This window comes from endosymbiont of Riftia pachyptila (vent Ph05) (genome assembly GCF_000224455.1).
In the GTDB taxonomy this organism is placed as follows: domain Bacteria; phylum Pseudomonadota; class Gammaproteobacteria; order Chromatiales; family Chromatiaceae; genus Endoriftia; species Endoriftia persephonae.
The window spans coordinates 35,528-56,569 of the sequence record NZ_AFOC01000002.1; the positions used below are offsets into that span (position 1 = coordinate 35,528).

At 59.5% G+C, this 21,042-nt stretch carries 18 protein-coding genes; 13 read left to right on the plus strand and 5 right to left on the minus strand.

What is annotated here, in order from left to right; translation table 11 throughout:
* The first annotated feature begins 20 nt into the window (after positions 1–20).
* From bioC to RIFP1SYM_RS00620, 3 genes are all read left to right on the plus strand, one after another.
* Positions 21–869 carry a malonyl-ACP O-methyltransferase BioC gene (gene bioC / locus RIFP1SYM_RS00610; protein WP_006473563.1) on the plus strand — a complete coding sequence of 283 codons (849 nt, stop codon included), beginning with the start codon at positions 21–23 and terminating at the stop codon, positions 867–869.
* Entirely contained in the window at positions 869–1,534 is a 666-nt protein-coding gene (bioD, locus tag RIFP1SYM_RS00615; protein WP_006473564.1) for a dethiobiotin synthase, read from the plus strand. The genes bioC and bioD overlap by 1 nt, the downstream gene beginning before the upstream one ends.
* A gap of 324 nt (positions 1,535–1,858) precedes the next feature.
* On the plus strand, positions 1,859–2,389 hold the full coding sequence (locus RIFP1SYM_RS00620; protein WP_005958574.1) for a lipid-binding SYLF domain-containing protein: 531 nt from the start codon (positions 1,859–1,861) through the stop codon (positions 2,387–2,389).
* A gap of 65 nt (positions 2,390–2,454) precedes the next feature.
* Here RIFP1SYM_RS00620 and rpoH read toward each other — a convergent pair whose 3' ends face one another.
* From rpoH to ftsY, 4 genes are all read right to left on the minus strand, one after another.
* The gene (rpoH, locus tag RIFP1SYM_RS00625; protein WP_005958575.1) at positions 2,455–3,303 is read right to left on the minus strand and encodes an RNA polymerase sigma factor RpoH; all 849 of its coding nucleotides are present in this window, start codon (positions 3,301–3,303) and stop codon (positions 2,455–2,457) included.
* Positions 3,304–3,426: 123 nt separating this feature from the next.
* Positions 3,427–4,389 (minus strand): permease-like cell division protein FtsX, encoded by a 963-nt coding sequence (ftsX, locus tag RIFP1SYM_RS00630; protein ID WP_005958576.1) that lies wholly within the window; start codon positions 4,387–4,389, stop codon positions 3,427–3,429.
* Entirely contained in the window at positions 4,389–5,063 is a 675-nt protein-coding gene (gene ftsE, locus RIFP1SYM_RS00635; protein ID WP_039959456.1) for a cell division ATP-binding protein FtsE, read from the minus strand. Before ftsE ends, ftsX begins: the two co-directional genes overlap by 1 nt.
* Positions 5,064–5,090: 27 nt before the next feature.
* Positions 5,091–6,074: a signal recognition particle-docking protein FtsY gene (gene ftsY, locus RIFP1SYM_RS00640; RefSeq protein WP_005958578.1), complete on the minus strand. Its 984-nt coding sequence runs from the start codon at positions 6,072–6,074 to the stop codon at positions 5,091–5,093.
* A gap of 369 nt (positions 6,075–6,443) precedes the next feature.
* Between ftsY and RIFP1SYM_RS00645 the strand changes: the two genes are divergently transcribed.
* The 7 genes from RIFP1SYM_RS00645 to RIFP1SYM_RS00675 all read left to right on the plus strand — a co-directional run bounded on the left by RIFP1SYM_RS00645 (position 6,444) and on the right by RIFP1SYM_RS00675 (position 12,760).
* Positions 6,444–7,814 carry a M16 family metallopeptidase gene (locus RIFP1SYM_RS00645; RefSeq protein ID WP_039959444.1) on the plus strand — a complete coding sequence of 457 codons (1,371 nt, stop codon included), beginning with the start codon at positions 6,444–6,446 and terminating at the stop codon, positions 7,812–7,814.
* A gap of 24 nt (positions 7,815–7,838) precedes the next feature.
* Positions 7,839–9,143 (plus strand): M16 family metallopeptidase, encoded by a 1,305-nt coding sequence (locus RIFP1SYM_RS00650; RefSeq protein WP_240991977.1) that lies wholly within the window; start codon positions 7,839–7,841, stop codon positions 9,141–9,143.
* Between the two features lie 22 nt (positions 9,144–9,165).
* Positions 9,166–9,750, plus strand: a complete 585-nt coding sequence (rsmD, locus tag RIFP1SYM_RS00655) for a 16S rRNA (guanine(966)-N(2))-methyltransferase RsmD (RefSeq protein ID WP_006473568.1) — start codon at positions 9,166–9,168, stop codon at positions 9,748–9,750.
* A 63-nt stretch (positions 9,751–9,813) separates the two neighbouring features.
* Entirely contained in the window at positions 9,814–10,299 is a 486-nt protein-coding gene (gene coaD / locus RIFP1SYM_RS00660; RefSeq protein ID WP_005958582.1) for a pantetheine-phosphate adenylyltransferase, read from the plus strand.
* A gap of 101 nt (positions 10,300–10,400) precedes the next feature.
* The gene (locus tag RIFP1SYM_RS00665; RefSeq protein WP_006473569.1) at positions 10,401–10,652 is read left to right on the plus strand and encodes a YfhL family 4Fe-4S dicluster ferredoxin; all 252 of its coding nucleotides are present in this window, start codon (positions 10,401–10,403) and stop codon (positions 10,650–10,652) included.
* Positions 10,653–10,693: 41 nt separating this feature from the next.
* Positions 10,694–12,343 carry a gamma-glutamyltransferase gene (gene ggt / locus RIFP1SYM_RS00670; protein WP_006473570.1) on the plus strand — a complete coding sequence of 550 codons (1,650 nt, stop codon included), beginning with the start codon at positions 10,694–10,696 and terminating at the stop codon, positions 12,341–12,343.
* A 132-nt stretch (positions 12,344–12,475) separates the two neighbouring features.
* On the plus strand, positions 12,476–12,760 hold the full coding sequence (locus RIFP1SYM_RS00675) for an Lpp/OprI family alanine-zipper lipoprotein (RefSeq protein WP_005958585.1): 285 nt from the start codon (positions 12,476–12,478) through the stop codon (positions 12,758–12,760).
* A 112-nt stretch (positions 12,761–12,872) separates the two neighbouring features.
* On the opposite strand, the gene RIFP1SYM_RS00680 is transcribed toward RIFP1SYM_RS00675, so the two are convergent.
* Positions 12,873–13,796, minus strand: a complete 924-nt coding sequence (locus tag RIFP1SYM_RS00680; protein WP_006473571.1) for a L,D-transpeptidase family protein — start codon at positions 13,794–13,796, stop codon at positions 12,873–12,875.
* Positions 13,797–14,325: 529 nt separating this feature from the next.
* Between RIFP1SYM_RS00680 and RIFP1SYM_RS00685 the strand changes: the two genes are divergently transcribed.
* The 3 genes from RIFP1SYM_RS00685 (at position 14,326) to RIFP1SYM_RS00695 (ending at position 21,002) form a co-directional block, all read left to right on the plus strand.
* Positions 14,326–19,257, plus strand: a complete 4,932-nt coding sequence (locus RIFP1SYM_RS00685) for a transporter substrate-binding domain-containing protein (protein ID WP_240991978.1) — start codon at positions 14,326–14,328, stop codon at positions 19,255–19,257.
* On the plus strand, positions 19,247–20,332 hold the full coding sequence (locus RIFP1SYM_RS00690; protein WP_005958588.1) for a response regulator: 1,086 nt from the start codon (positions 19,247–19,249) through the stop codon (positions 20,330–20,332). Before RIFP1SYM_RS00685 ends, RIFP1SYM_RS00690 begins: the two co-directional genes overlap by 11 nt.
* A gap of 307 nt (positions 20,333–20,639) precedes the next feature.
* The gene (locus tag RIFP1SYM_RS00695; RefSeq protein WP_005958589.1) at positions 20,640–21,002 is read left to right on the plus strand and encodes a response regulator; all 363 of its coding nucleotides are present in this window, start codon (positions 20,640–20,642) and stop codon (positions 21,000–21,002) included.
* The last annotated feature ends 40 nt before the right edge of the window (positions 21,003–21,042 follow it).

A 21,042-nucleotide genomic window follows, 5' to 3' on the forward strand; every position in this document is an offset into this window, starting at 1 on the left:
AGGTGTTTGCGGAGACCCCGATGATAGACAAGAATCAGGCGAGACGCTCGTTTGCCCGTGCCGCGGCGCGCTACGATGAGGTGGCGGTTCTGCAGCGGGAGACTGCGCAGCGCATGCTCGAACGGCTCGACTACATCCGCCATCAGCCGGCGGTAATCCTCGATGTTGGTGCCGGTACTGGCGAGGCGACGGCGAAGCTGGCGGCCCGCTACCGTAAGGCGCAGGTGATCGCGCTCGATTTTGCCCTGCCGATGTTGCAGCAGGCACGCCGGCGCGGACCACTGTTTCGAAAGCCGCATTGTCTCTGCGGTGATGCGGAACAGCTGCCGCTGGCGGATGCCAGTGTCGATCTGATCTATTCCAACGCCGCGCTGCAGTGGTGCAACGATCTCAATGCCACCTTCCGCGAGTTGCTGCGGGTACTGTGTCCCGATGGCCTGCTGATGTTCTCCACCTTTGGCCCCGACACCCTGCATGAGCTGCGCCATAGCTGGGCCCAGGTGGATGGCATGCCCCACGTCAGCCCCTTCCCCGAGATGCACCAGGTGGGCGATGCGCTAGTGTCCGCCGGTTTTGCTGACCCGGTGGTGGATGTGGAGCGAGTTACCCTCACCTATGAGGCGGTGCCGGGGCTGATGCGGGATCTCAAGACCCTCGGCGCGCACAATGTGACCCGGGGGCGTCACAAGGGGCTGACCGGTAAGGGGCGCCTGCAGGCGATGTACCAGGCCTATGAGGCGTTTCGCCGGGATGGGCGACTGCCCGCCACCTATGAGGTGGTCTACGGTTCAGCCTGGGCTCCGAAACAACGCACAGAAGATGGGGTCACCAGTATTTCTTTGGATATGTTTCGACAAGGCCTGCGATGATGCGGCGGGGCTTCTTTGTCACCGGCACCGATACCGGGTGCGGCAAGACTGAAATCACCCTCGGCTTGATGCGGCAGATGAAAGATAGCGGCTACCGCACGCTGGGGATGAAGCCGGTGGCATCGGGTGCTGTGCCAACCGCCGCAGGCTTACGCAACGAGGATGCCAGCCGGATTCGTGCCGAATCCAGTACCGCGGTCCCCTATGAGCGGGTCAATCCCTATGCCTTTGAGCCACCGATCGCACCCCATCTGGCGGCGCAGCAGGCGGGCGTGTCGATCAGGCTCGAGACGATCCTCCAGGCCTATCAATGGCTGGCAGCGCAGGGTGATTGCACGGTGGTCGAGGGGGTGGGGGGCTGGCGTGTGCCACTGGCGGCTGGTCTGTCGGTTTCTGATTTGCCCCAAGCGCTGCAGCTGCCGGTGATCCTGGTGGTCGGGCTGCGCCTGGGCTGCATCAACCATGCGTTGCTGAGTGCCGAGGCGATTCTCGCCACCGGGGTGGAGTTGGTGGGCTGGGTGGCCAACCATGTAGACCCGGACATGCTCATCCAGCAAGAAAATCTGCAGAGTCTCAAGGCGCTGATGCCTGCCCCTTGTGTCGGTGAGGTGCCGTTTCTGGCACAACCAGATACAGCCGCAGTTTCGGAGTGCCTGACGCTCTGACAAGGCCCAAGCATTACCTTGCCCAGAAAACACTGATTTAATCGCCTGCCGCCTCCGTAAAGGGCTCTATCCTGAAGGGGGCAAGCGCCAGAGTCCCCGCTCATTTTAGGGAAGAGAGAGGCCCTGGCAAGTTATTATGACTCCCGTGCCAGCTATTTCAGAGAGACGGTCGCCAGTGTCGCGGAGGAACGGGGTATTGGCTGCTGCAATCAGAGGCCCCTTAAACTTTCCTCATCTCTGCCCGACTACCGGGGTCCATCTTTAAGCGTTATCTCACCTATGCTGTCTACTGATAGCAATAATCAATGATGCGGAGGTCTTTCTATGAAACTCAAGCAGCCATTCAGCCTGGTTTTGACGCTATTTTTGGTGATCTTTTCACAGCTGCTGCAGGCCTGGGATGCGAATGATGTCAAAAAAGCGAATGAGGCGATCGCCGAATTCAAAAAGGCCGATCCGGATCTGCAGGCGTTTTTTGATCAGGCGCGAGGCTACGCGGTCTTTCCTACCGTGGGTAAGGGTGGTTTCGGCCTGGGGGGTGCCTATGGTAAGGGTGTGGTCTACGAGCAGGGCAAGCCGATTGGCAATACCTCTGTGACCCAGCTGACCATTGGTTTTCAGCTCGGTGGCCAGGCCTATCGGGAGGTCATCTTCTTCAAAGATAAAAAAACGCTGGATGACTTCAAGCAGGGCAACTATGAGCTGGGAGCCCAGGCCTCGGCCGTGGCGGTAAAGGCAGGCGTCTCCGCTGATGCCGACTACAAGAATGGGGTGGCGGTGTTTACCATCGCTAAAGGTGGTTTGATGTATGAGGCGAGTGTCGGTGGGCAGAAGTTCAGCTACACGCCCAAGTAACAATTCTTGTGATGCGAAAAAGGCGGCCGGTGGCCGCCTTTTACTTTTCGGGGGAAGAGCTTGGGTCAGGCAGCGATCTGCCCCTTGAGCTTCTTCATTGCAGCCTTTTCGATCTGGCGTATGCGCTCAGCAGAGACGCCAAAGCGTTTGGCCAACTCATGCAGGGTCGCCTTCTTTTCGCTCAGCCAGCGCGCCTGCAGAATCTCCCGGCTGCGTTCGTCCAGTGATTCGAGGGCTGTGCCCAACTGCTCTTGTAGATGAGCGGCGCTGTCTGCCGACTCCAGCTGAGCCGAGGGCTCCATGCTGTGATCCGGCAGGAATCCCGCCGGTGTGGCGGGTGCATCTTCGTCATCGCTGTTCGGGCCATCGAAGGCAAGGTCCCGGGCTGCGAGACGCGCTTCCATCTGTAGCACAGTCTCTGGTTTTACTCCCAGATCTTCGGCCACACCCTCGACCTCTTCTCGGGAGAACCAGCCGAGCCGCTTCTTGCTGCTGCGCAGATTGAAGAAGAGCTTGCGCTGTGCCTTGGTGGTGGCGACCTTGACGATGCGCCAGTTGCGCAGGATGAACTCGTGGATCTCCGCTTTGATCCAGTGCACGGCGAAGGAGACCAAACGCACGCCCACATCCGGGTCGAAGCGTTTTACCGCCTTCATCAGACCGACCGTGCCCTCCTGTACTAGATCGGGCAATGCCAGGCCGTAGCCGGAGTAGCCGCGGGCGATACGGATGACAAAGCGGATGTGGGACATCACCAGCATGCGGGCAGCCTGCAGGTCCTGCTGGTCGCGCAGCTGCAGCGCCAGCGAGCGCTCTTCCTCTGCGCTCAGCATCGGCAGCTGATAGGCTGCGCCGACATAGGCGTCGAAACTGCCGGTCGGCAGAGCGATGGGAATGGTGAGTTCCTTAGTCATCTAATACCCCAGTAGTTTACTGCTAAATTATGTTAGCACTCATGTTAGGAGAGTGCCAGTTTCTGCTGAATATGACCAACAGGAGGCAAAAGGGTTCCCGCGTAAGGATCTGAACTGCGTGGACTAAGTCGGCTCGATGGCGCTGAGGTGGCGTCCCACCGCGACCCAGGAGCCGAGCAGCCCTAACAGGGCGCTACCGCTGAAGATATTCAGCACCATCAGCGAGTTGATCGAGGAGAGGCTGAAGGCGGTCTCGTAGAGCAGTGCCAGCTCTGCCACCGGGCTGCTCAGCAGGCCGATGGAGCTGGCTACCAGCAGCCAGGCGATGATGCCGCCAAACAGCCCGTACCAGAGTCCGGTATAGAGAAACGGGCGGCGGATGAAGGCGTTGGTGGCGCCAATCAGTTTGCTGATCTCGATCTCGCCGTGACGGTTCTGGATCTCTAGCCGGATGGTGTTGCCGATGATCAGCAGCACCGCCATACCGAGCAGGCCGGCCAGCACCAGCACCCCACGCTGGGCGATTTCGGTGATCGCCTGTAGTCGCCTGACCCACTGCATATCGAGCTGAACGATGTCGGCCTCAGGCAGCTTTTTCAACTCCTGCAGCAGCCGCTGGGCGCGCTCTGCGGTGGCTTGGTCGATGTTTGGTTGGATGATCAGCAACGCAGGCAGAGGGTTGCCGCCAAGCGTGTCGAGTGCCTCGTCGAAGCCGCTCAGGCGGCGAAACTCCGCCAGTGCTTGGGCCTTGGAAACAAAGCGGATCTCGGCGATCCGCGAGTGGCGTGCCAGCCGCTGCTGCAGCGTGCGCGCCTGTTGGTCGCTGATCTCCTGCTTGAGGAACAGGGAGATGCTGGCGCCGCTCTCCCAGTTGCCGCTGAGCGCCTCCAGGTTGTTCAGCAGCACATGCAGGCCGATCGGCAACGCCAGTGCGATGCCGATTACCGCCGAGGTCATCAGGGTGGCGAGAGGGGCGTGCAGCAAGCGTCCGAGCGAGCTGATCGCCACCTGCAGATGGCGCAGCAGCCAAGTGTCTAGGCGCAGGCGGCTGCGACGCTTGAACTGCAGATTGCGGGGGCGGGCCATCAGTACAGCTCCCGGCGGTTGTCGCGGGTCAGATGGCCGTTGCTGAGGGTCAGGATACGGCGCCCCATGCGCGCGATCAGGTCGAGATCATGGGTTGCGATCATCAGCGTGACGCCGACCTGGTTGAACTGGGTGAACAGATCCATGATCTCCCGTGAGAGCTCCGGATCGAGGTTGCCGGTGGGCTCGTCGGCCAGCAGCAGCGGCGGTTTGCTGACCACCGCGCGGGCGATGCCGACCCGCTGTTGCTCGCCGCCGGAGAGGGTGACCGGGGCCGCTCGCTCCTTGCGCAGCAGCCCGACCTTGTCCAGCGCGGCGCGCACCCGGCGGCCGATCTCCTTGTGGCCGAGACCGGTGACGATTAGCGGCAGCGCCACATTGTCGAATACGGTACGGTCGGGCAGCAGGCGATGATCCTGGAAGATCATGCCGACCTCGCGCCGGTGGTAGGGGATGTGGCGTGAGCGCAGCCGGTTCAGGTTGCGTCCGTTGACGTGCACCTGGCCGCGGCTAGAGCGCTCCAGCAGGCCGATCAGTTTTAGCAGGGTGCTCTTGCCGGCGCCGGAGTGGCCGGTGAGGAAGACCATCTCGCCATCCTCGACCCGCAGGGTGACGTTGTTGAGGCCATCGTGACCGCCAGGGTAGCGTTTAGTGACGTTGTCGAAGTGGATCATCGCCATGCGAAGAGGCTCCTCATCCGCCTACCGCTCGAAGAGCGCGTCGACAAACTCTTGCGGGTTGAACTCGCGCAGATCCTCCACCGACTCGCCGACGCCGATGAAGCGGATCGGCAGCTTGAGTTTGTCGGCGATGGCGAAGATCACGCCGCCCTTGGCGGTGCCGTCGAGCTTGGTGATCACCACCCCACTGAGGCTCACAGTCTGGTTGAACTGCAGCGCCTGGTTGACCGCGTTCTGGCCGGTGCCGGCGTCCACCACCAGCAGTACCTCGTGGGGGGCTTCAGGGTCGATCTTTTTCAGCACCCGGGCGATCTTTGCCAGCTCATCCATCAGGTTGGTTTTGGTGTGCAGTCGCCCAGCGGTGTCGGCGATCAGTACATCGATGTTGCGAGCGGTGGCGGCCTGCAGGGCGTCGAAGATCACCGAGGCAGAGTCGGCACCGGTGTGTTGCGCCACCACCGGTACTTGATTGCGCTCGCCCCAGCTCTGCAGCTGTTCCACTGCGGCGGCGCGGAAGGTGTCGCCCGCTGCCAGCATCACCTCCTGGCCTTCGTGTTTCAGACGCCGCGTCAGCTTGCCGATGGTGGTGGTCTTACCGGCGCCGTTGATGCCGACCATCAGCACCACCAGCGGCCGGCCCGGGGGGGGAGGCGGTGGTGGGGTCGCGCAGGATTCAAGGATCGCCAGCAGCTGCTGCTTGAGGATGCGGCTGAGTGCTTCGGGGTCGCTCAGCTCTTTGCGCTTTACCCGCCCGGTGAGGTCATCGATGATGCGGCTGGTGGCGTCGACGCCGACGTCGGCGGTGAGCAGTAGGGTCTCCAGCTCCTCTAGCAGCTCGTCGTCGATCTCTTTGCGCCCCAACAGCAGGTTGGCGAGGCCATCGCTCAGGTTGCTGCGGGTGCGGGAGAGGCGCTCCTTGAGGCGGGAGAAGAGACCCTTTTCGCGCTGTTCCACGACTGCTTCGGTGCTTTGCGCCTCAGCTTTTTTCTTTCCGAATCCAAACATAAACCGTTCCCGCTACTGCTTGGGAGCCTCTGAACAAATCATGGACGGGAGTCTTGCGGGCCACATTCTGCTCGCCCAGATTCATCCAGAGGCCCCATATGGAACTCGGCGCCGGTGACAGACTCTATCAGTCTGTTGCCGCTTGGACATTCCAGATTGCCTCTGAAACAATGCCGCGGCACCGGGTTCCCGCCCGTTGATCAGCTATTTTTACAAGCCCGTGGGGGCAAGTAAAACAGGAATTTGGTTTTTTAACAGAATGTTGAGAAGGGGTTTTGCCCCTTCTTCTCCGGTTTGAGTAGCGCGGTGGGGGACTTTTTCCTGCTGCGTCCGAGGTTTTATCTACCGGGCAGACATTCGGGAGAGAAGATGAAGAGAGCCTTGTTGATTGGTTTTTTTGCCAGCAGCCTGGTCGTGGCGCCGCTGCAGGCAGAGGTTCACGAACGGTTGTTGGAGAACGGCATGAAGGTGATCGTCAAGGAGGATCACCGTGCCCCCATCGCCGTCACCCAGGTCTGGTACAAGGTTGGCTCCAGCTATGAGCATGGCGGCATCACCGGCGTCTCCCATGTGTTGGAACACATGATGTTCAAGGGTACCGAGAGACATCCGCCGGGGGAGTTCTCGCGCATCATCGCCGCCAATGGCGGGCAGGAGAACGCCTTTACCGGGCGCGACTACACTGCCTATTTCCAGACCCTGGCCAGTGACCGCCTGCCGGTGGCATTCGAGCTGGAGGCGGACCGGATGCGTAACCTGACCCTGCCGGAGGCAGAGTTCCTCAAGGAGGTCGAGGTGGTCAAGGAGGAGCGGCGCATGCGCACCGAGGACAAGCCGCAGTCACTCACCTACGAGCAGTTCAACGCCACCGCCTATCAGGCCTCCCCCTACCGGATTCCGGTGATCGGCTGGATGAGCGATTTGGAGGCGATGCAGATCGATGATCTGCACGCCTGGTACCGTCAGTGGTATGCCCCCAATAACGCCACCCTGGTGGTGGTCGGCGATGTGCAGCCAGAGGCGATCTTCGCCCTGGCTGAGCAACACTTTGGCCCGCTCAAGCCGGAGCAGATCCGCCCCCTCAAGCCGCGCAGCGAGCCGCCCCAGCGCGGCATCAAACGGCTGCAGGTGAAGGCGCCAGCGCGCCAGCCCTACATTTTGATGGGCTACAAGACACCGGTGCTGGCAAGCGCCGAAGACGCCTGGGAGGCCTACGCGCTGGAGATGCTCGCGCATGTGTTGGATGGCGGCTCGAGCGCCCGGTTGGAGCGCAATCTGGTGCGCGGCAGCAAGGTGGCAGCCTCGGTGGATGCCAGCTACAGCGCCTTCAGTCGACTCTCTGGCATGTTGATGCTGGATGCCACGCCGACTCCGGACGGTTCGCTGGAGACCTTGGAGCAGCAGCTGCGTGCCGAGGTGGAGCGTTTCAAGAGCGAGCGGGTCAGCGAGGCGGAGCTGGAGCGGGTGCGCAACCAATTGATCGCCGGCAAGGTCTACGAGCAGGATTCGATTTTCTACCAGGCGATGCTGCTGGGTCAGCTGGAGACGGTGGGGCTCGACTGGCGGCTCGGGGATGAGTATGTGGCTCGTCTCAGGGAGGTCACCGCCGAGCAGGTGCAGCAGGTGGCGCAGAAATATCTTATCGACGACAACCTCAGCGTGGCGGTGCTCGATCCGCTGCCGCTGGATGGCAAGCAGCGCCGCCCGCGGGCGGCTGCTGGCGGGCGTCACGGTGGTTAAATGAGGAGTCGAAGCGTGAATGGAATGAAGAGAAAATTCTGGCTAGTTTTGTCGCTGCTGCTGTTCGTGGCTCAGTTGCAGGCCGGGCCGAAGATCCAGAGCTGGCACACCAGCAAGGGTGCCCGGGTGTTGTTTGTGGCGGCACCGGAGCTGCCGATGGTGGATGTGCGTCTGGTGTTCGATGCTGGCAGCGCAAGGGATGATGGCAAGCCGGGCGTCACCTCTCTGACCAATACCCTGATGGGGGAGGGCGCCGGTGAGTGGAACGCCGATCAGATCGCCGAGCGGTTGGAGAACGTGGGGGCGGAGCTGGAAGTGGGCTCGCTGCGCGACATGGCCTGGGTGGCCTTGCGCAGTCTGACCGACGCCAAGCCCCTCGCCACCGGGCTGGAGACCCTGGCGGCGGTGGTCGCAAACCCGCGATTCGAGCCGGAAGATCTGGAACGGGAGCGCCAGGCGACCTTGGCGAGCCTGCTGGCGGATGAGCAGTCGCCTGGGGCTATCGGCAAGAAGGCGCTTTACCGGCTGGTGTTTGGCGATCACCCCTATGCCCATCCGGTGGAGGGTAGCCAGGCCTCGGTGAAGGCGCTGACCCGGGCGGATCTGCTGGCGACCTATCGGCGGCTCTATGTGGCGCGCAATGCGGTGGTCGCCATCGTCGGCGCGGTGGACCGAGCGCAGGCAGAACAGATCGCCGAGCAGGTCACCGCCGGTCTGACCGAAGGCGAGCCCGCGCCGGCGCTGCCCGAGGTGGCGCCGATCGGCCAGGCGCAGCTGGAGTCGATCGAGTTTCCCTCTTCCCAGAGTCATATCTACCTGGGGCAGCCGGGCATGAAGCGGGGCGATCCCGACTACTTCGCCCTCTATGTGGGCAATCATGTGCTGGGTGGCAGCGGGCTGGTCTCGATTCTCAGCGAGGAGGTGCGCGAGAAGCGCGGTCTCTCCTACAGCGTCTACAGTTACTTTCTGCCGATGCGCCAGAGCGGCATCTTCCAGCTCGGCCTACAGACCAAGAACGTTCAGGCGGATCAGGCGCAGCAGGTGCTGCTCGACACCCTCAAACGCTATGTGTCAGAGGGCCCCACGGCGGCGGAGCTGAAGGCGGCGAAGCAGAACATTACCGGTGGCTTCCCGCTGCGCATCGCCTCCAACAGCAAGATCGTTGAGTATTTGGCGGTGATCGGCTTCTATGATCTGCCGCTCGACTATCTCGACAGCTTCACTGCCAAGGTCGAAGCGGTTACCGTCAGGCAAGTGCGCGATGCGTTTCGTCGCCGCATCCATCCCGATCGCCTGGTCACGGTACGGGTGGGACGGCAGGGCTCGTAATGTTATTTGCGATGTCTGTCAGATGAGGGCGCGGGGGCGTTCTGCCGCCAATCAGGTGCGTATCATCGGCGGTTTGCATCGGGGACGCAGGCTTCCGTTTGCTGATTTGCCTGGCTTGCGGCCGACCGGGGATCGGGTGCGCGAGACCCTGTTTAGCTGGCTGCAGCCGCTGATTCCCGGGGCGCGCTGTCTTGATCTGTTTGCCGGCAGCGGCGCGCTGGGGCTGGAGGCGGCCTCCCGTGGCGCCAGTCAGGTGGTGATGCTTGACAGCGCACCCCAGGTGGTTGCCCAACTGGAGCAGAGCCGGCAGCTGTTGCGGCTCGGCGAGGTCGTCTCGGTGATGCGCGCTGATGCCCTGGCTTGGCTGCGTGGTGCAGCCACCCCCTTCGATATTGTGTTTCTTGATCCCCCCTTTGCCGCGCAGTTGCTGCCGGAGTGTTGCCGGCTGTTGAGTGAAAATGGCTGGCTGGCTGAGGGGGCGAGGATCTATCTGGAGGATGATGCTGGGCGTGGGCTCGCACCGCCCGACGGCTGGGAACTGCTGCGGGAGAAGCGTGCCGGCCAGGTCTGTTTCGGGCTGGCCCGCCCTCGGCAGGATGGCGGATGATATATATCATTCCGGTAAAACAATTCTGTTACTATCATTGCCCCCAATTGAGTACTCAAATCGATGCCGATCGCCGTCTATCCTGGAACTTTCGATCCGATTACCAATGGCCACTGTGATCTGGTTGAGCGGGCCTCGAAACTATTTGACAAGGTGATCCTTGCGGTTGCAGTCAATATCGGCAAACATCCGGCCTTTGATCTGGCACAGCGGGTTGAGTTGGCCGAAACGGTGTTCGCGGATTGTGCCAATGTGGAGGTGAAGCCGTTCAACAACCTGCTGGTGGAGTTCGTGCAGGCTCAAGGGGGCGACGTGATCCTGCGGGGGTTGCGTGCGGTGTCGGACTTTGAATATGAATTCCAGCTGGCGAGTATGAATCGGCGCCTCGCGCCGACCCTGGAGACGATGTTTCTCACCCCGGCGGAACAGTGCGCCTTCATCTCGTCGAGCCTGGTGAAGGAGATTGCGGTCCTGGGTGGCGATACCTCCGAGTTTGTGCCGCCGGCAGTACAGACGGCACTGGAGCGGCGTTTCAATACCGTGGAATGATTTCAGGCAGGGCAAGGTGGTTTCCCTGTTTGATGGGTTTTATTTAGTGTTTGGCAGGCTGCTAGAATCGGGCAGATGTCTTTGAATGAGGAGAAGTGATAATGGCGTTGATAATCACCGATGAATGTATCAACTGTGACGTTTGTGAGCCCGAATGTCCCAATGGTGCGATCACCCAGGGTGACGAGATTTACGAGATCGACCCCGATCTCTGTACCGAATGCGTCGGTCACTATGATACCTCCCAATGTGTCGAGGTCTGCCCGGTAGATTGTATTCCGAAAGATCCGGAGCACGAAGAGACCCAGGAAGAGCTCTATGCCAAATATCAGCGGATCACTGGCGAAGAGTGATTGGCATTAGTTGGCTCATGATCTTCTGCAGGAAGGCCTCCATGTGGGGCCTTTTCTTTTTACTGCTGGTCAGTGGCAGTGTGCAGGGAGCCGCCCCCAACGCGGCGGGCATTGCCAGCGCTCACCCGCTTGCCACCGAGGCGGGGCGTGAGGTTATCGAAGCTGGCGGCAATGCCTTCGATGCTGCGGTTGCGGTGAGTGCTGCGCTGGCGGTGGTGGAACCCTATAGTTCTAGTCTCGGTGGGGGCGGCTTCTGGCTGCTGCAGCGGGCCAGCGATGGCCGGCAGGTGATGCTGGATGGGCGCGAGCGGGCGCCGCTGGCGGCCCACCGGGATCTCTACCTGGATGAGGCAGGCGAGGTAGTGCCGGGGCGTTCCATCGACGGGGCGTTGGCGGCGGGGATTCCCGGCGAGCCCGCGGCATTGGTGCATCTGGCCGAACACTATGGCCGCCTGCCATTGAGCCGATCGCTGGCGCCAGCGATCCGTCTGGCGCGGGATGGGTTTCCGGTGGACCGGCACTATCGGCGCATGGCTGAGTGGCGTCTGGATGCCCTGCGCAGCTCACCAGCGGCGGCTGGGCAGTTTCTGCACGACTGGGAGATCCCGGCCGAGGGTGAGCTGATCCGCCAGCCTGACCTGGCCAGCACCCTGCAGCTGTTGGCCGACAAAGGCCGAGATGGTTTCTATGCGGGCGAACTCGCCCAGCGCCTAGTCAAAGGGGTGCGTGACGCAGGTGGCATCTGGAGCCTGCAGGATCTGCAGCAATATCAGGTGGTCGAGCGCGAGCCGATCCGCGGCCGTTATGGTGAGCTCAAGATCATCAGTGCGGCACCGCCCTCATCTGGCGGGGTGGTGCTGGTGACCATGCTCAATATCCTCGAGGGATTTCAGATCGACAACCTGCCTCGGGTGCAGCGGGTCCATCTGATGATCGAGGCGATGCGCCGGGCCTACCGGGATCGCGCCGACTATCTGGGCGACCCGGACTTTGTCGATATGCCGCTACAGGCGCTGACTCACCCCTGGTATGCCGCCGGGCTGGCGCGGGATATTCAGCTTGAGCGTGCTACGCCAAGTACCCCGCAGCCGGTTTCAAAGGCTACCGAGGGCGCTGATACCACCCATTTTTCGATCATCGACAGGGAGGGCAACCGGGTCGCGGCGACCCTCAGCATCAATTATCCGTTTGGTGCGGCCTTTGTGCCGGCCGGCACTGGGGTGTTGCTCAACGATGAGATGGACGACTTTTCGGCCCGCCCCGGAGTGCCCAACGTCTATGGCCTGGTCGGCGGTGAAGCGAACGCCATCGGGCCAGGCAAACGGATGTTGTCGAGCATGTCTCCGACCTTTGTTGAGAGTGATGCTGGTGTGGCAATGCTGGGTACGCCTGGAGGCTCGCGCATCATCAGTATGGTGCTGCTGGCGATTCTGGAGCTGGCCGATGGTCAGCCGATTGCGCAATGGGTTCGCCAGCCGCGATTTCATCATCAGTACCTGCCGGACCGGGTAGAGTATGAGGCTGGTGCGTTTGACGACAAAACTGTGACTGAATTGCAGAGTATGGGCCATATACTTCACCGCCTGGAGCGTGAGTATGGCAATATGCAGGCGCTTTATTGGGATCGCCGCAGTGGCCAGGTCACTGGCGCGAGTGATCCACGAGGTTCGGGGCGTACTGTGATTTGGTGAGTCCCGATAGATCTGCAGATCTAATGCAAGTTAAAAAAGATTTACGATCTGGCATTGAAATTATTGGGTTTTTGGATCAAGATTTGTGACCGAACGCCCAGTTTTTCCACGGAAAAAGAGAGATAGAAAGAGATGAAAACCACCAAGATGCTGAAAGCCTCCGCTATGATTCTGAGCCTGGGCCTGCTGGCCGGTTGTGCAACCACCGCTCAGATTGAGGAGGTGCGGAAGGAGGCACAGGCTGCTCAGAATGCTGCAGATGCTGCATATAAGGCTGCCAAGACAGCTGAGCTGGATGCTGCATCGGCCCAGGGGACTGCGGACAAGGCGATGGCTACGGCAAATGAGGCTGCTGCTGAGGCGCGTAAGTGCAGCGAGCGCTGCAGCCGCATGTCTGAGAAGGCGATGGCAAAATAAAGGCCGCTATTTCCGCTGACCCCCGTGGGGTGAAACGGAGCGAAAGAACCCCGGATGTCATCAGGCTCCGGGGTTTTCTCTTGCCCGATAGAAACAACGCAGTTGCAGCAGATCAGTTGTCGCCGGGCAGCTCGCTGAGTGGCACGATCTCCGGGATGCCGGTTTGATCTCTTGCGATGGTCTGTAGGATGTCCCAGTCAGGCTGTCTCCGGTCCTCTCCTAGCTTGGTGATCATCGCCGTCACCAGGCCGGTGTGGTTTCGCCCCTCCACTTTTATCTGTTCATTGAGTGGGGGGTGCGCCTCGACGTAGAGTTGCCCATCCCGCCAGCCCGCCTTGTAAGGACGATTGATGATCCGCACCGGCGTATTCACTGGAATCTGCCGAAAAAATTCCTCGATATCCTCTGGATAGAGGCGGATGCAGCCGTGGCTGACTCGCATGCCGACCCCATAGGGCTTGTTGGTGCCGTGCAGCAGGTAGCCGCGCATGCCAAGGTAGATGGCATACTCCCCGAGCGGATTATCGGGGCCGGGCGGCATGACTTCAGGCAGAGGATCGCCCATCTTCTGATGCTCCTGACGGATCGATTCAGGCACATACCAGGATGGGTGGGCTCGTTTCCTGATCACATGGGTAGCGCCCTCCGGTGTGCCCCAGCCTTCCCGGCCGATGCCGAGCGGATAGGTGATTACCTGCGCCTGATCCTTGGGGTAGTAGTAGAGGCGCAGTTCTGCCAGGTTGATGACGACCCCTTCGCGGGGAACATCGGGCAGGATAAAGAGTTGTGGGACAAAGATCTCTGTACCCTCGCCCGGCAGCCAGGCATCAACTCCAGGGTTGGCCTGGCTGACCTCGCGGAACCCCATGTCGTGGCCTCGCGCAATATCGGAAAAGGTATCCTCGTAACGGGTCTTGAGCTCGATGAGTTCACCGACCAGATCCTCGCCCTCGGGTGGCAGTGAGAATGTCAGCGCGGCGGATGTCTGGAGCCAGCTCAGGCCAAGACAGAACAGTATGAAATAGGGCAAACGCATCAACAGCTCGAACTTGTCTATAGGATGATCGCCGCTATTCTAGCTTAGAAACCGAAGATTAATTCAATTTGGATAAACCACCGCCTCAAGCGGTGCGACTCGAAAAAGCTCTGCCATTGTCGCCTGCCTATTTTGGAAGAAATTTGGGTGAGCATCAATATCGATAAAGGCAGGGATTCAGTCCGCAAAACACTCAGATGAATGCGAATAAGAGTGTCGGATAACGGGCTGAAGTGGCGTAACCGGGTTTACACAATAGTCGCGTTGTTTGTGTGATTGGCGGATTATTTTTTTAGCGGGGCTGAGGAGTACACGGGCTTGTTTGAGGTAACCAGGGAATGACCTGCGGCTGATCTTCAACTACGATTTTTGAGTGAATGGCTTGTGAGAGATTAAAACGGTGCAGAGTGCGATTCAGCGAGTATAAGCGGGCATGACAGCAATAGCGGCTGGCCAGGTCTGGATCGGGAGGGTGGCATCCGCGTTGTTGTGGTTGCTGGCTTGCCAATATACCTGGGCCGCCGCAGAGATGGATCCCCCCACATCCAGACCGCTGGTGGTGGTCTACAATGCCGGCACCCCGCCCTTCAAATTTACCGATGCTGACGGCAGGGCCGCCGGCATTCTGCCCGATATCTGGCGGCTCTGGTCGCAAAAGAGCGGCATCCCGGTGGCCTTTAAACAGACCAGCTGGGAGCGCTCTTTGGAGATGGTACGCAGTGGCGAGGCCGATCTGCATGCCGGCATGTTCTACTCGGCACAACGGGATCAGCTCTATGAGTTCACCCGGCCCACCATCGGGATCGAATACTACTTCTACCTGCACAAAAACATCCTCGGAGTGAAAACGGAGGCGGATCTCGAAGGGTTGGTCATCGGTGTGCCCAAAGGATTTACCCATAGCTACGCCAGAGAGCACCTCAAAGGGGTCTCACTGGTGGTCTTCGACAGCTTTGAGACACTCTACCAAGCGGCCCTTGAGGGCCGGGTGAAGGCGTTTATCTCCCCCGCTGCCAATCTAAGCCATTTTTTCGCAAAGACAGGTGAGCCGAACCCATTTCGCCGTCTCTCAGATCGGCCCTTCTATTCTCGCGACTATCGTGGTGCTGTGCGTGAGGGCAATGCGCAGTTGTTGGATCTGATTGATGCGGGACTGAAGCAGATCAGCCCGCAGGAGTTTCAGGTGATCGCCGATCGCTGGGGGGCAGGGCGGGACAGCGGCAGGATATCGATGCCGCAGCTGACATTGAACGCGGAAGAGCGCGCCTGGCTGGATCGGCATCCTGTGATCGAGATTGGAGTGGATGGGGCCTGGCCGCCAATTGACTTCATGAATCAGCAGGGGCTGCACAGCGGTATTGCCCATGACTACCTCGCACTGATTGGCGAACGTCTCAAGGTTGAGTTTCGGGTTCATCCTGGCCCCACCTTCAAGCAGATGCTGGCCAGGGTCAGCTCGGGTGAACTCAAACTCGGCATGTCGATTGTACAAACAGAGGAGCGCGCCAGGGATCTCTGGTTTACCAGTGAGTTTTTTACGGTGATGAAGGCCATAGTCACACGCAAGGATGAGCGGGCAATTCACACCATTGAGGATCTCTATGGGCGCAAGGTCGCCATTGAGAATGGCTTCTCCACCATGAAGCAACTGCAAGGCCATCCGCAGATTGAGTTATTGCCTGTTGCTAATACGCTGGAGGCGCTGAAAAAACTCTCTTGGGGTGAGGTGGACGCCTATGTGGGAAACCGCTCGGTAGCGCAATGGCTAATTGAAGAGCAGCAGCTTAGCAATCTGCACTTTAGCGGTGACCCTGGATTTGGTCCGGCACTGCAGCGTTTCGCGGTACACCAGGATCCAGCGTGGGTACCATTGGTGTCGATCCTCGATAAGGCGCTGAATAGCATTACCGAGGATGAACGGCGGGTGATTCTCAATCGCTGGTTATCGCCAGGAGGAGAGGTGCCCGAGGCAGGTCCTGTGCTGAAACTGACCAAGGAAGAGCGGGCCTGGCTGGCCGCGCATGGCGCCATCCGGTTGGGGGTCGACCCGGCCTGGCCGCCGGTTGAGTTTGTGCCGCAGGATGGTGGCTATAGTGGCATCGTCTCCGACTACATGAAGGTCGTGGGCGAGATGCTCGGGGTGGAGTTTGTCATCGAAGAGTCTACCTCCTGGGCCAAGGTGATGCAGAAGGCGCGTGGGCGGCAGTTGGATCTGGTGCCGGCGCTGGTACGAGATGAAGCGCGTGACAGCTTTCTCAACTTCACTCGCCCTTATCTCAACTTTCCTTTTGTGGTGTTTGTGCGTGACGATGCGGCTCTGATCACCGGCCTGGAGGATCTCAGTGGCAAGCGGGTGGTGGTGGAGCAGGAGTATGTGACCCTCGACTACCTGAAAAGAGATCATCCCGATATTGAGGTGGTGCAGGTGCCCACCTCGGAAGAGGCGCTACGACGACTCTCCCTGGGAGAGGTGGATGCCTATATAGGCAATCTGACGGTGGGCAGTTACCTGATCACTAACCGGGGCATCAGCAACGTCAAGGTTGCCGCCCCCACTCCCTACAGTTTCGATCTGAGTGTCGGGGTGCGCAAGGATTGGCCCGAACTGGTCTCGATCTTGCAGAAGGCGCTGGATGCGATCCCCCAGAAAGAGGTGATAGCTATCCGCCAGAAGTGGTTTGCAGTGCGCTACGAGATGGGGGTGGATTACACGCTGGCGTTGCAGATCGCGATCGGTGCGGTGTTGATCATTCTGCTGGCGGCGCTCTGGGTGGTGTATCTAAGGCGCGAGCAGCGCCGATTGCAGCGCAGTGAGGAGCAGTTGAGAAACATCATCAACACCATTCCCCTGGCCATCACCATCAGCGATCTGGAAGGCACTATCCAGATGGCTAACCCGCAGGCGGCATTGGATGTCGAGTGTGAAAGTGGGGAGCTGATCGGACGCAACATGTTGGGCTTCTATTTGAATGAGAGTGACCGGGTTGAGGTGTTGCGGCAGTTTCAGGCGGAGGGGCAGATCCACAGTTATCCGATCCGTTTTGCCACCGATCGGGGTGGAGTGATCGAGGGGCTACTCTCTGCCATTCCGATCCGTATCGGTGACAAACTCATGAACCTCGGCATACTGGTCAATCTAACCGATCGAATCCGTATGGAACGGGAACTGGCGGAGGCGAAAGAGGCTGCAGAGCAGGCGAATCGCTTCAAGAGCAACTTCCTGGCGAACATGAGCCACGAGATCCGTACCCCGATGAACGCGATCATCGGTATGAGCCATCTGGCACTGCAGACCGAATTGACGTCGAAGCAGCTCGACTATCTGCAGAAGATCCAGAGTTCCTCCCACCACCTGCTGGGCATCATCAACGATACCCTCGACTTCTCCAAGATCGAGGCGGGCCGGCTGGAGATCGAGACCACCCACTTTCAGCTCGATGAGGTGCTGGAGAACCTCGCCACTCTGCTCAATATCAAAGCGGTGGAGAGGCGGCTGGAGCTGGTCTTTGAGCGCGAATTGGATGTGCCGGACCGGCTGATCGGTGATCCGCTGCGGCTTGGGCAGGTGCTGCTGAATCTGGCGCAGAATGCAATCAAATTCACCGAAAGCGGCGAAGTGGTGGTTTCGGTACGGCTGCTGGATCGCTCAGCGCAGCAAGTGCGGGTCGGTTTCGAAATAAGAGACAGCGGAATCGGCATCGATCCTCAACGCCTGCCACATTTGTTTGATGCCTTTGTTCAGGCGGATGGCTCCACCAGCCGCCACTACGGTGGCACCGGGCTGGGGCTGAGTATCTGCAAGCAGCTGGTGGAACTGATGCAGGGGCAACTCTCAGTGGAGAGCCGGCTGGGAGAGGGGAGCTGTTTTCGCTTCGAATTGGCGTTCGGTCTGCAGCCGGAGCAGCAACCGCGTCAGTTCGAACCCGACCCGGACCTGCAGGGGATGCGGGTACTGCTGGTGGATGACAACCCGATGGTGCGAACGGTGTTGGCAGATATGTTGCGTTCCTTCTCCTTTGAGGTGGAGGTCGGCGCCAACGCGGCGGAGGCCTACGAACTCCTGATGGGGGCCGGGGCGGTCGGTCTGGCCAAGCCGAAGCCGTTTCAGCTGGTGCTGATGGATTGGCACATGCCGCCGGTCAACGGTATCGACGCGGTGCAGCACATCAAGCAGGAGCTGGCGTTGGTGCAGCAGCCGAAGATGATCCTAGTTACCGCCTTCGGCCGGGAGGAACTGATGCAGCAGTCGCAGGCCGCCGGTCTGGATGCGGTGTTGCTCAAGCCGGCGAACCCCTCACTGTTGTTCGACACCATCATGTCGGTCTTCAAAGAGTCGGGGCGGGGACGTGAGACGGTACCAGCTGCCCGCTTCGGTGCGACTCCAGGGCGTCTCAAAGGCAAGGTACTGCTGGTGGAGGATAACCCGATCAATCAACAGGTGGCGCTGGAGCTGTTACAGAGTTTTGGTCTGCTGGTGCTGGTGGCGGAGGATGGCAGGGCCGCATTGCGGCGGCTGCAGGAGAGCGCGTTTGATCTGGTGCTGATGGATGTGCAGATGCCTCTGATGGACGGTTATGAAACAACCCGGCAGATTCGGCAGCAACCGGAGCTGCAACAGCTGCCGGTCATCGCTATGACCGCCCATGCCATGAGCGGTGACCGGGAGAAGTGTCTTGATGCGGGCATGAGCGACTATCTGTCGAAGCCGATCGACCCCGCAAAACTACTGGCAACCCTGCGTCACTGGCTCGGCGAGCAACTGCTGTCAGAGGCTGAGGTTGCAGATCTCCCACAGGATCAGGCGGCCTTCCCTGATGCGGTGCCTGGAGTGGATCTGAACTGGGGGATGCAGCGGGTGGGCGGTAACCGGGTGCTCTATCTCAAACTGCTAAAGGAATTCATCAGCCACCACGCTGACAGCTGTGAGCATCTCAAAGTGTTGCTGCAACAGCTGGAGATGGGGGATGCGATGCGCCTAGTACATACGCTGCATGGGGTGGCGGGAAATATTGGTGCACGCCAGTTGGAACAGAGTGCGGGCAAACTGGAGAGCGCTATGCGGCAAGCCCGGGAGGATGAGCTGCCGTCACTGATTGAGGATTTTTGCCGACAGGCAGAGGTAGTGTTTGCCGGCTTGGGCCAGTTGATGCAGCAGGAGCGTGCCAGCCACAGAGAGGTGTTTGGTCTGCCCCAGGTGAGTGAGCCGGCGCTTACTGATGCGGAGTTAAGGTCGTTACTCGTTACGCTTAAGGAGCAGTTCACATCGGGTGATGCTGATGCGCGGGAGAGCGTCGAGCGACTGGTGAACGATGTGCGTCTCAAACGGGTGGACCTCGGGCAACAGACGAAAAGCCTGCGGGATGCTGTCATGAACTATGATTTTGACGAAGCTGCCGATATTTTCGGGCAGATAATAGAAGCGCTGGATATTTCGATAGACGAGGTCCTGGATGACGAGTGATACCGGATACAGCATTCTGGTGGTAGATGACGAGAGTTTCTACATCAATGTATTGGTCGATCTGCTCAGGGAACAGTACCGGGTGACTGTCGCCAAGAGCGGACAGCAGGCGCTCTCCCGCGTCAGCAGCGAGATTCCGCCAGACTTGATCCTGCTTGACATTCTGATGCCAGAGATGGATGGCTATGAAGTCTGTAAACAGCTCAAAGCTGATCCGTGTACTGTCGATATTCCGGTGATCTTCCTCACCGTGAAGAGTGAAGTCGATGATGAGATCCGTGGTTTTCAGCTGGGGGCGGTGGATTACATTACCAAGCCCATGAGCCCGCCGCTTGTGCTGTCACGGGTCAAGACCCACTTGGCACTGAGTCAGACCCGGCGGATCCTGAAAAATCAGAACCAGCTGCTTGAAGAGCGGGTGAGGGAACGTACCCATGAGATCTCCCGTACCCAGGATGTAGCGATCTTCTGTCTGGCGTCACTGGCCGAGACGCGGGACAACGAAACCGGAAACCATATTCGGCGTACCCAGCACTACATACAGTTGCTGGCCAACCATCTCAAAGCCTATCCGCGCTTCCAGAAAACCCTGAATAATGAGTATATCGACCTGCTTTTCAAATCGGCGCCGCTGCACGATATCGGCAAGGTGGGGGTGGCTGACAAGATCTTGTTGAAGCCGGGTAAACTCGATCCAGCTGAATGGGAGGAGATGAAACGTCATGCCCAGTATGGTTTCGATGCCTTGTTGAGAGCAGAGCAGGAGTTGGGCAGTACCGCTTTTCTGCAACTTGCCCGTGAGATCTGCCTGACCCACCATGAGAAATGGGATGGAACCGGCTACCCGAATGGCCTGATAGGTGAGGCGATCCCCCTGAGTGGACGTCTGATGGCGCTGGCGGATGTCTATGATGCTTTGATCACTTCCCGCGTTTACAAAGAAGCCTTCTCCCATGAGACTGCGGTTGAGATGATCCGGGAGGAGAGAGGCCGCCATTTTGATCCCGAGGTGGTCAGAGCCTTTCTCGATTTGGAGGACTCCTTTCAGGCGGTCGCAAACCGATTCACCGAATGAGCGGTGTTCCCCTCCTGTCTCTCCGGCACGGACCGCAATGCACTGAAGCCTCTTCTGCACCGGCCATAAGACAATGATTTACCCTATCTTTTGCTTGAGTACTTCGGCGGCCTTCGGCCGCTGACTCTATTCCCTTCGTTTCCGCCGGCCCCGGTTGCTGATGGCCGCGTCATTTTTAAGCCTAAAGAATCGTTTTCCCGGGCCGATAGTCAGCGTGTAGCTGGTTGGTTGCCGTAGTGAACTCGCTCCGGGTTGTCGGCATTCCGCTCCAGGGAAAACCCACAAATACACACTCAGGAGAAAAGGCATGGCAAGCATTCTTGCAGTCGATGATTCCGCCTCCATGCGTCAGATGGTCTCTTTTACCCTTAAGGGTGGGGGTTATCAGGTGATTGAGGCGGTTGATGGCGTTGATGCATTGAGCAAAGCCAAAGGACAGTCGGTCAATCTAGTGATTACAGACGTCAATATGCCCAATATGGACGGCATTGCATTGATAAAAGAGTTGCGAGCGCTTCCTGCATACAAGTTTACCCCAATCCTGATGTTGACCACGGAGTCGAGTGGCGACAAGAAGCAGCTGGGCAAGTCCGCCGGTGCGACCGGCTGGATCGTCAAACCCTTCAATCCCGATCAATTGCTGGCTACGGTGAAAAAGGTCATCGGCTGATAGCCACTCATCTGACAGTTTGCCATTACGGGGGGAGAGA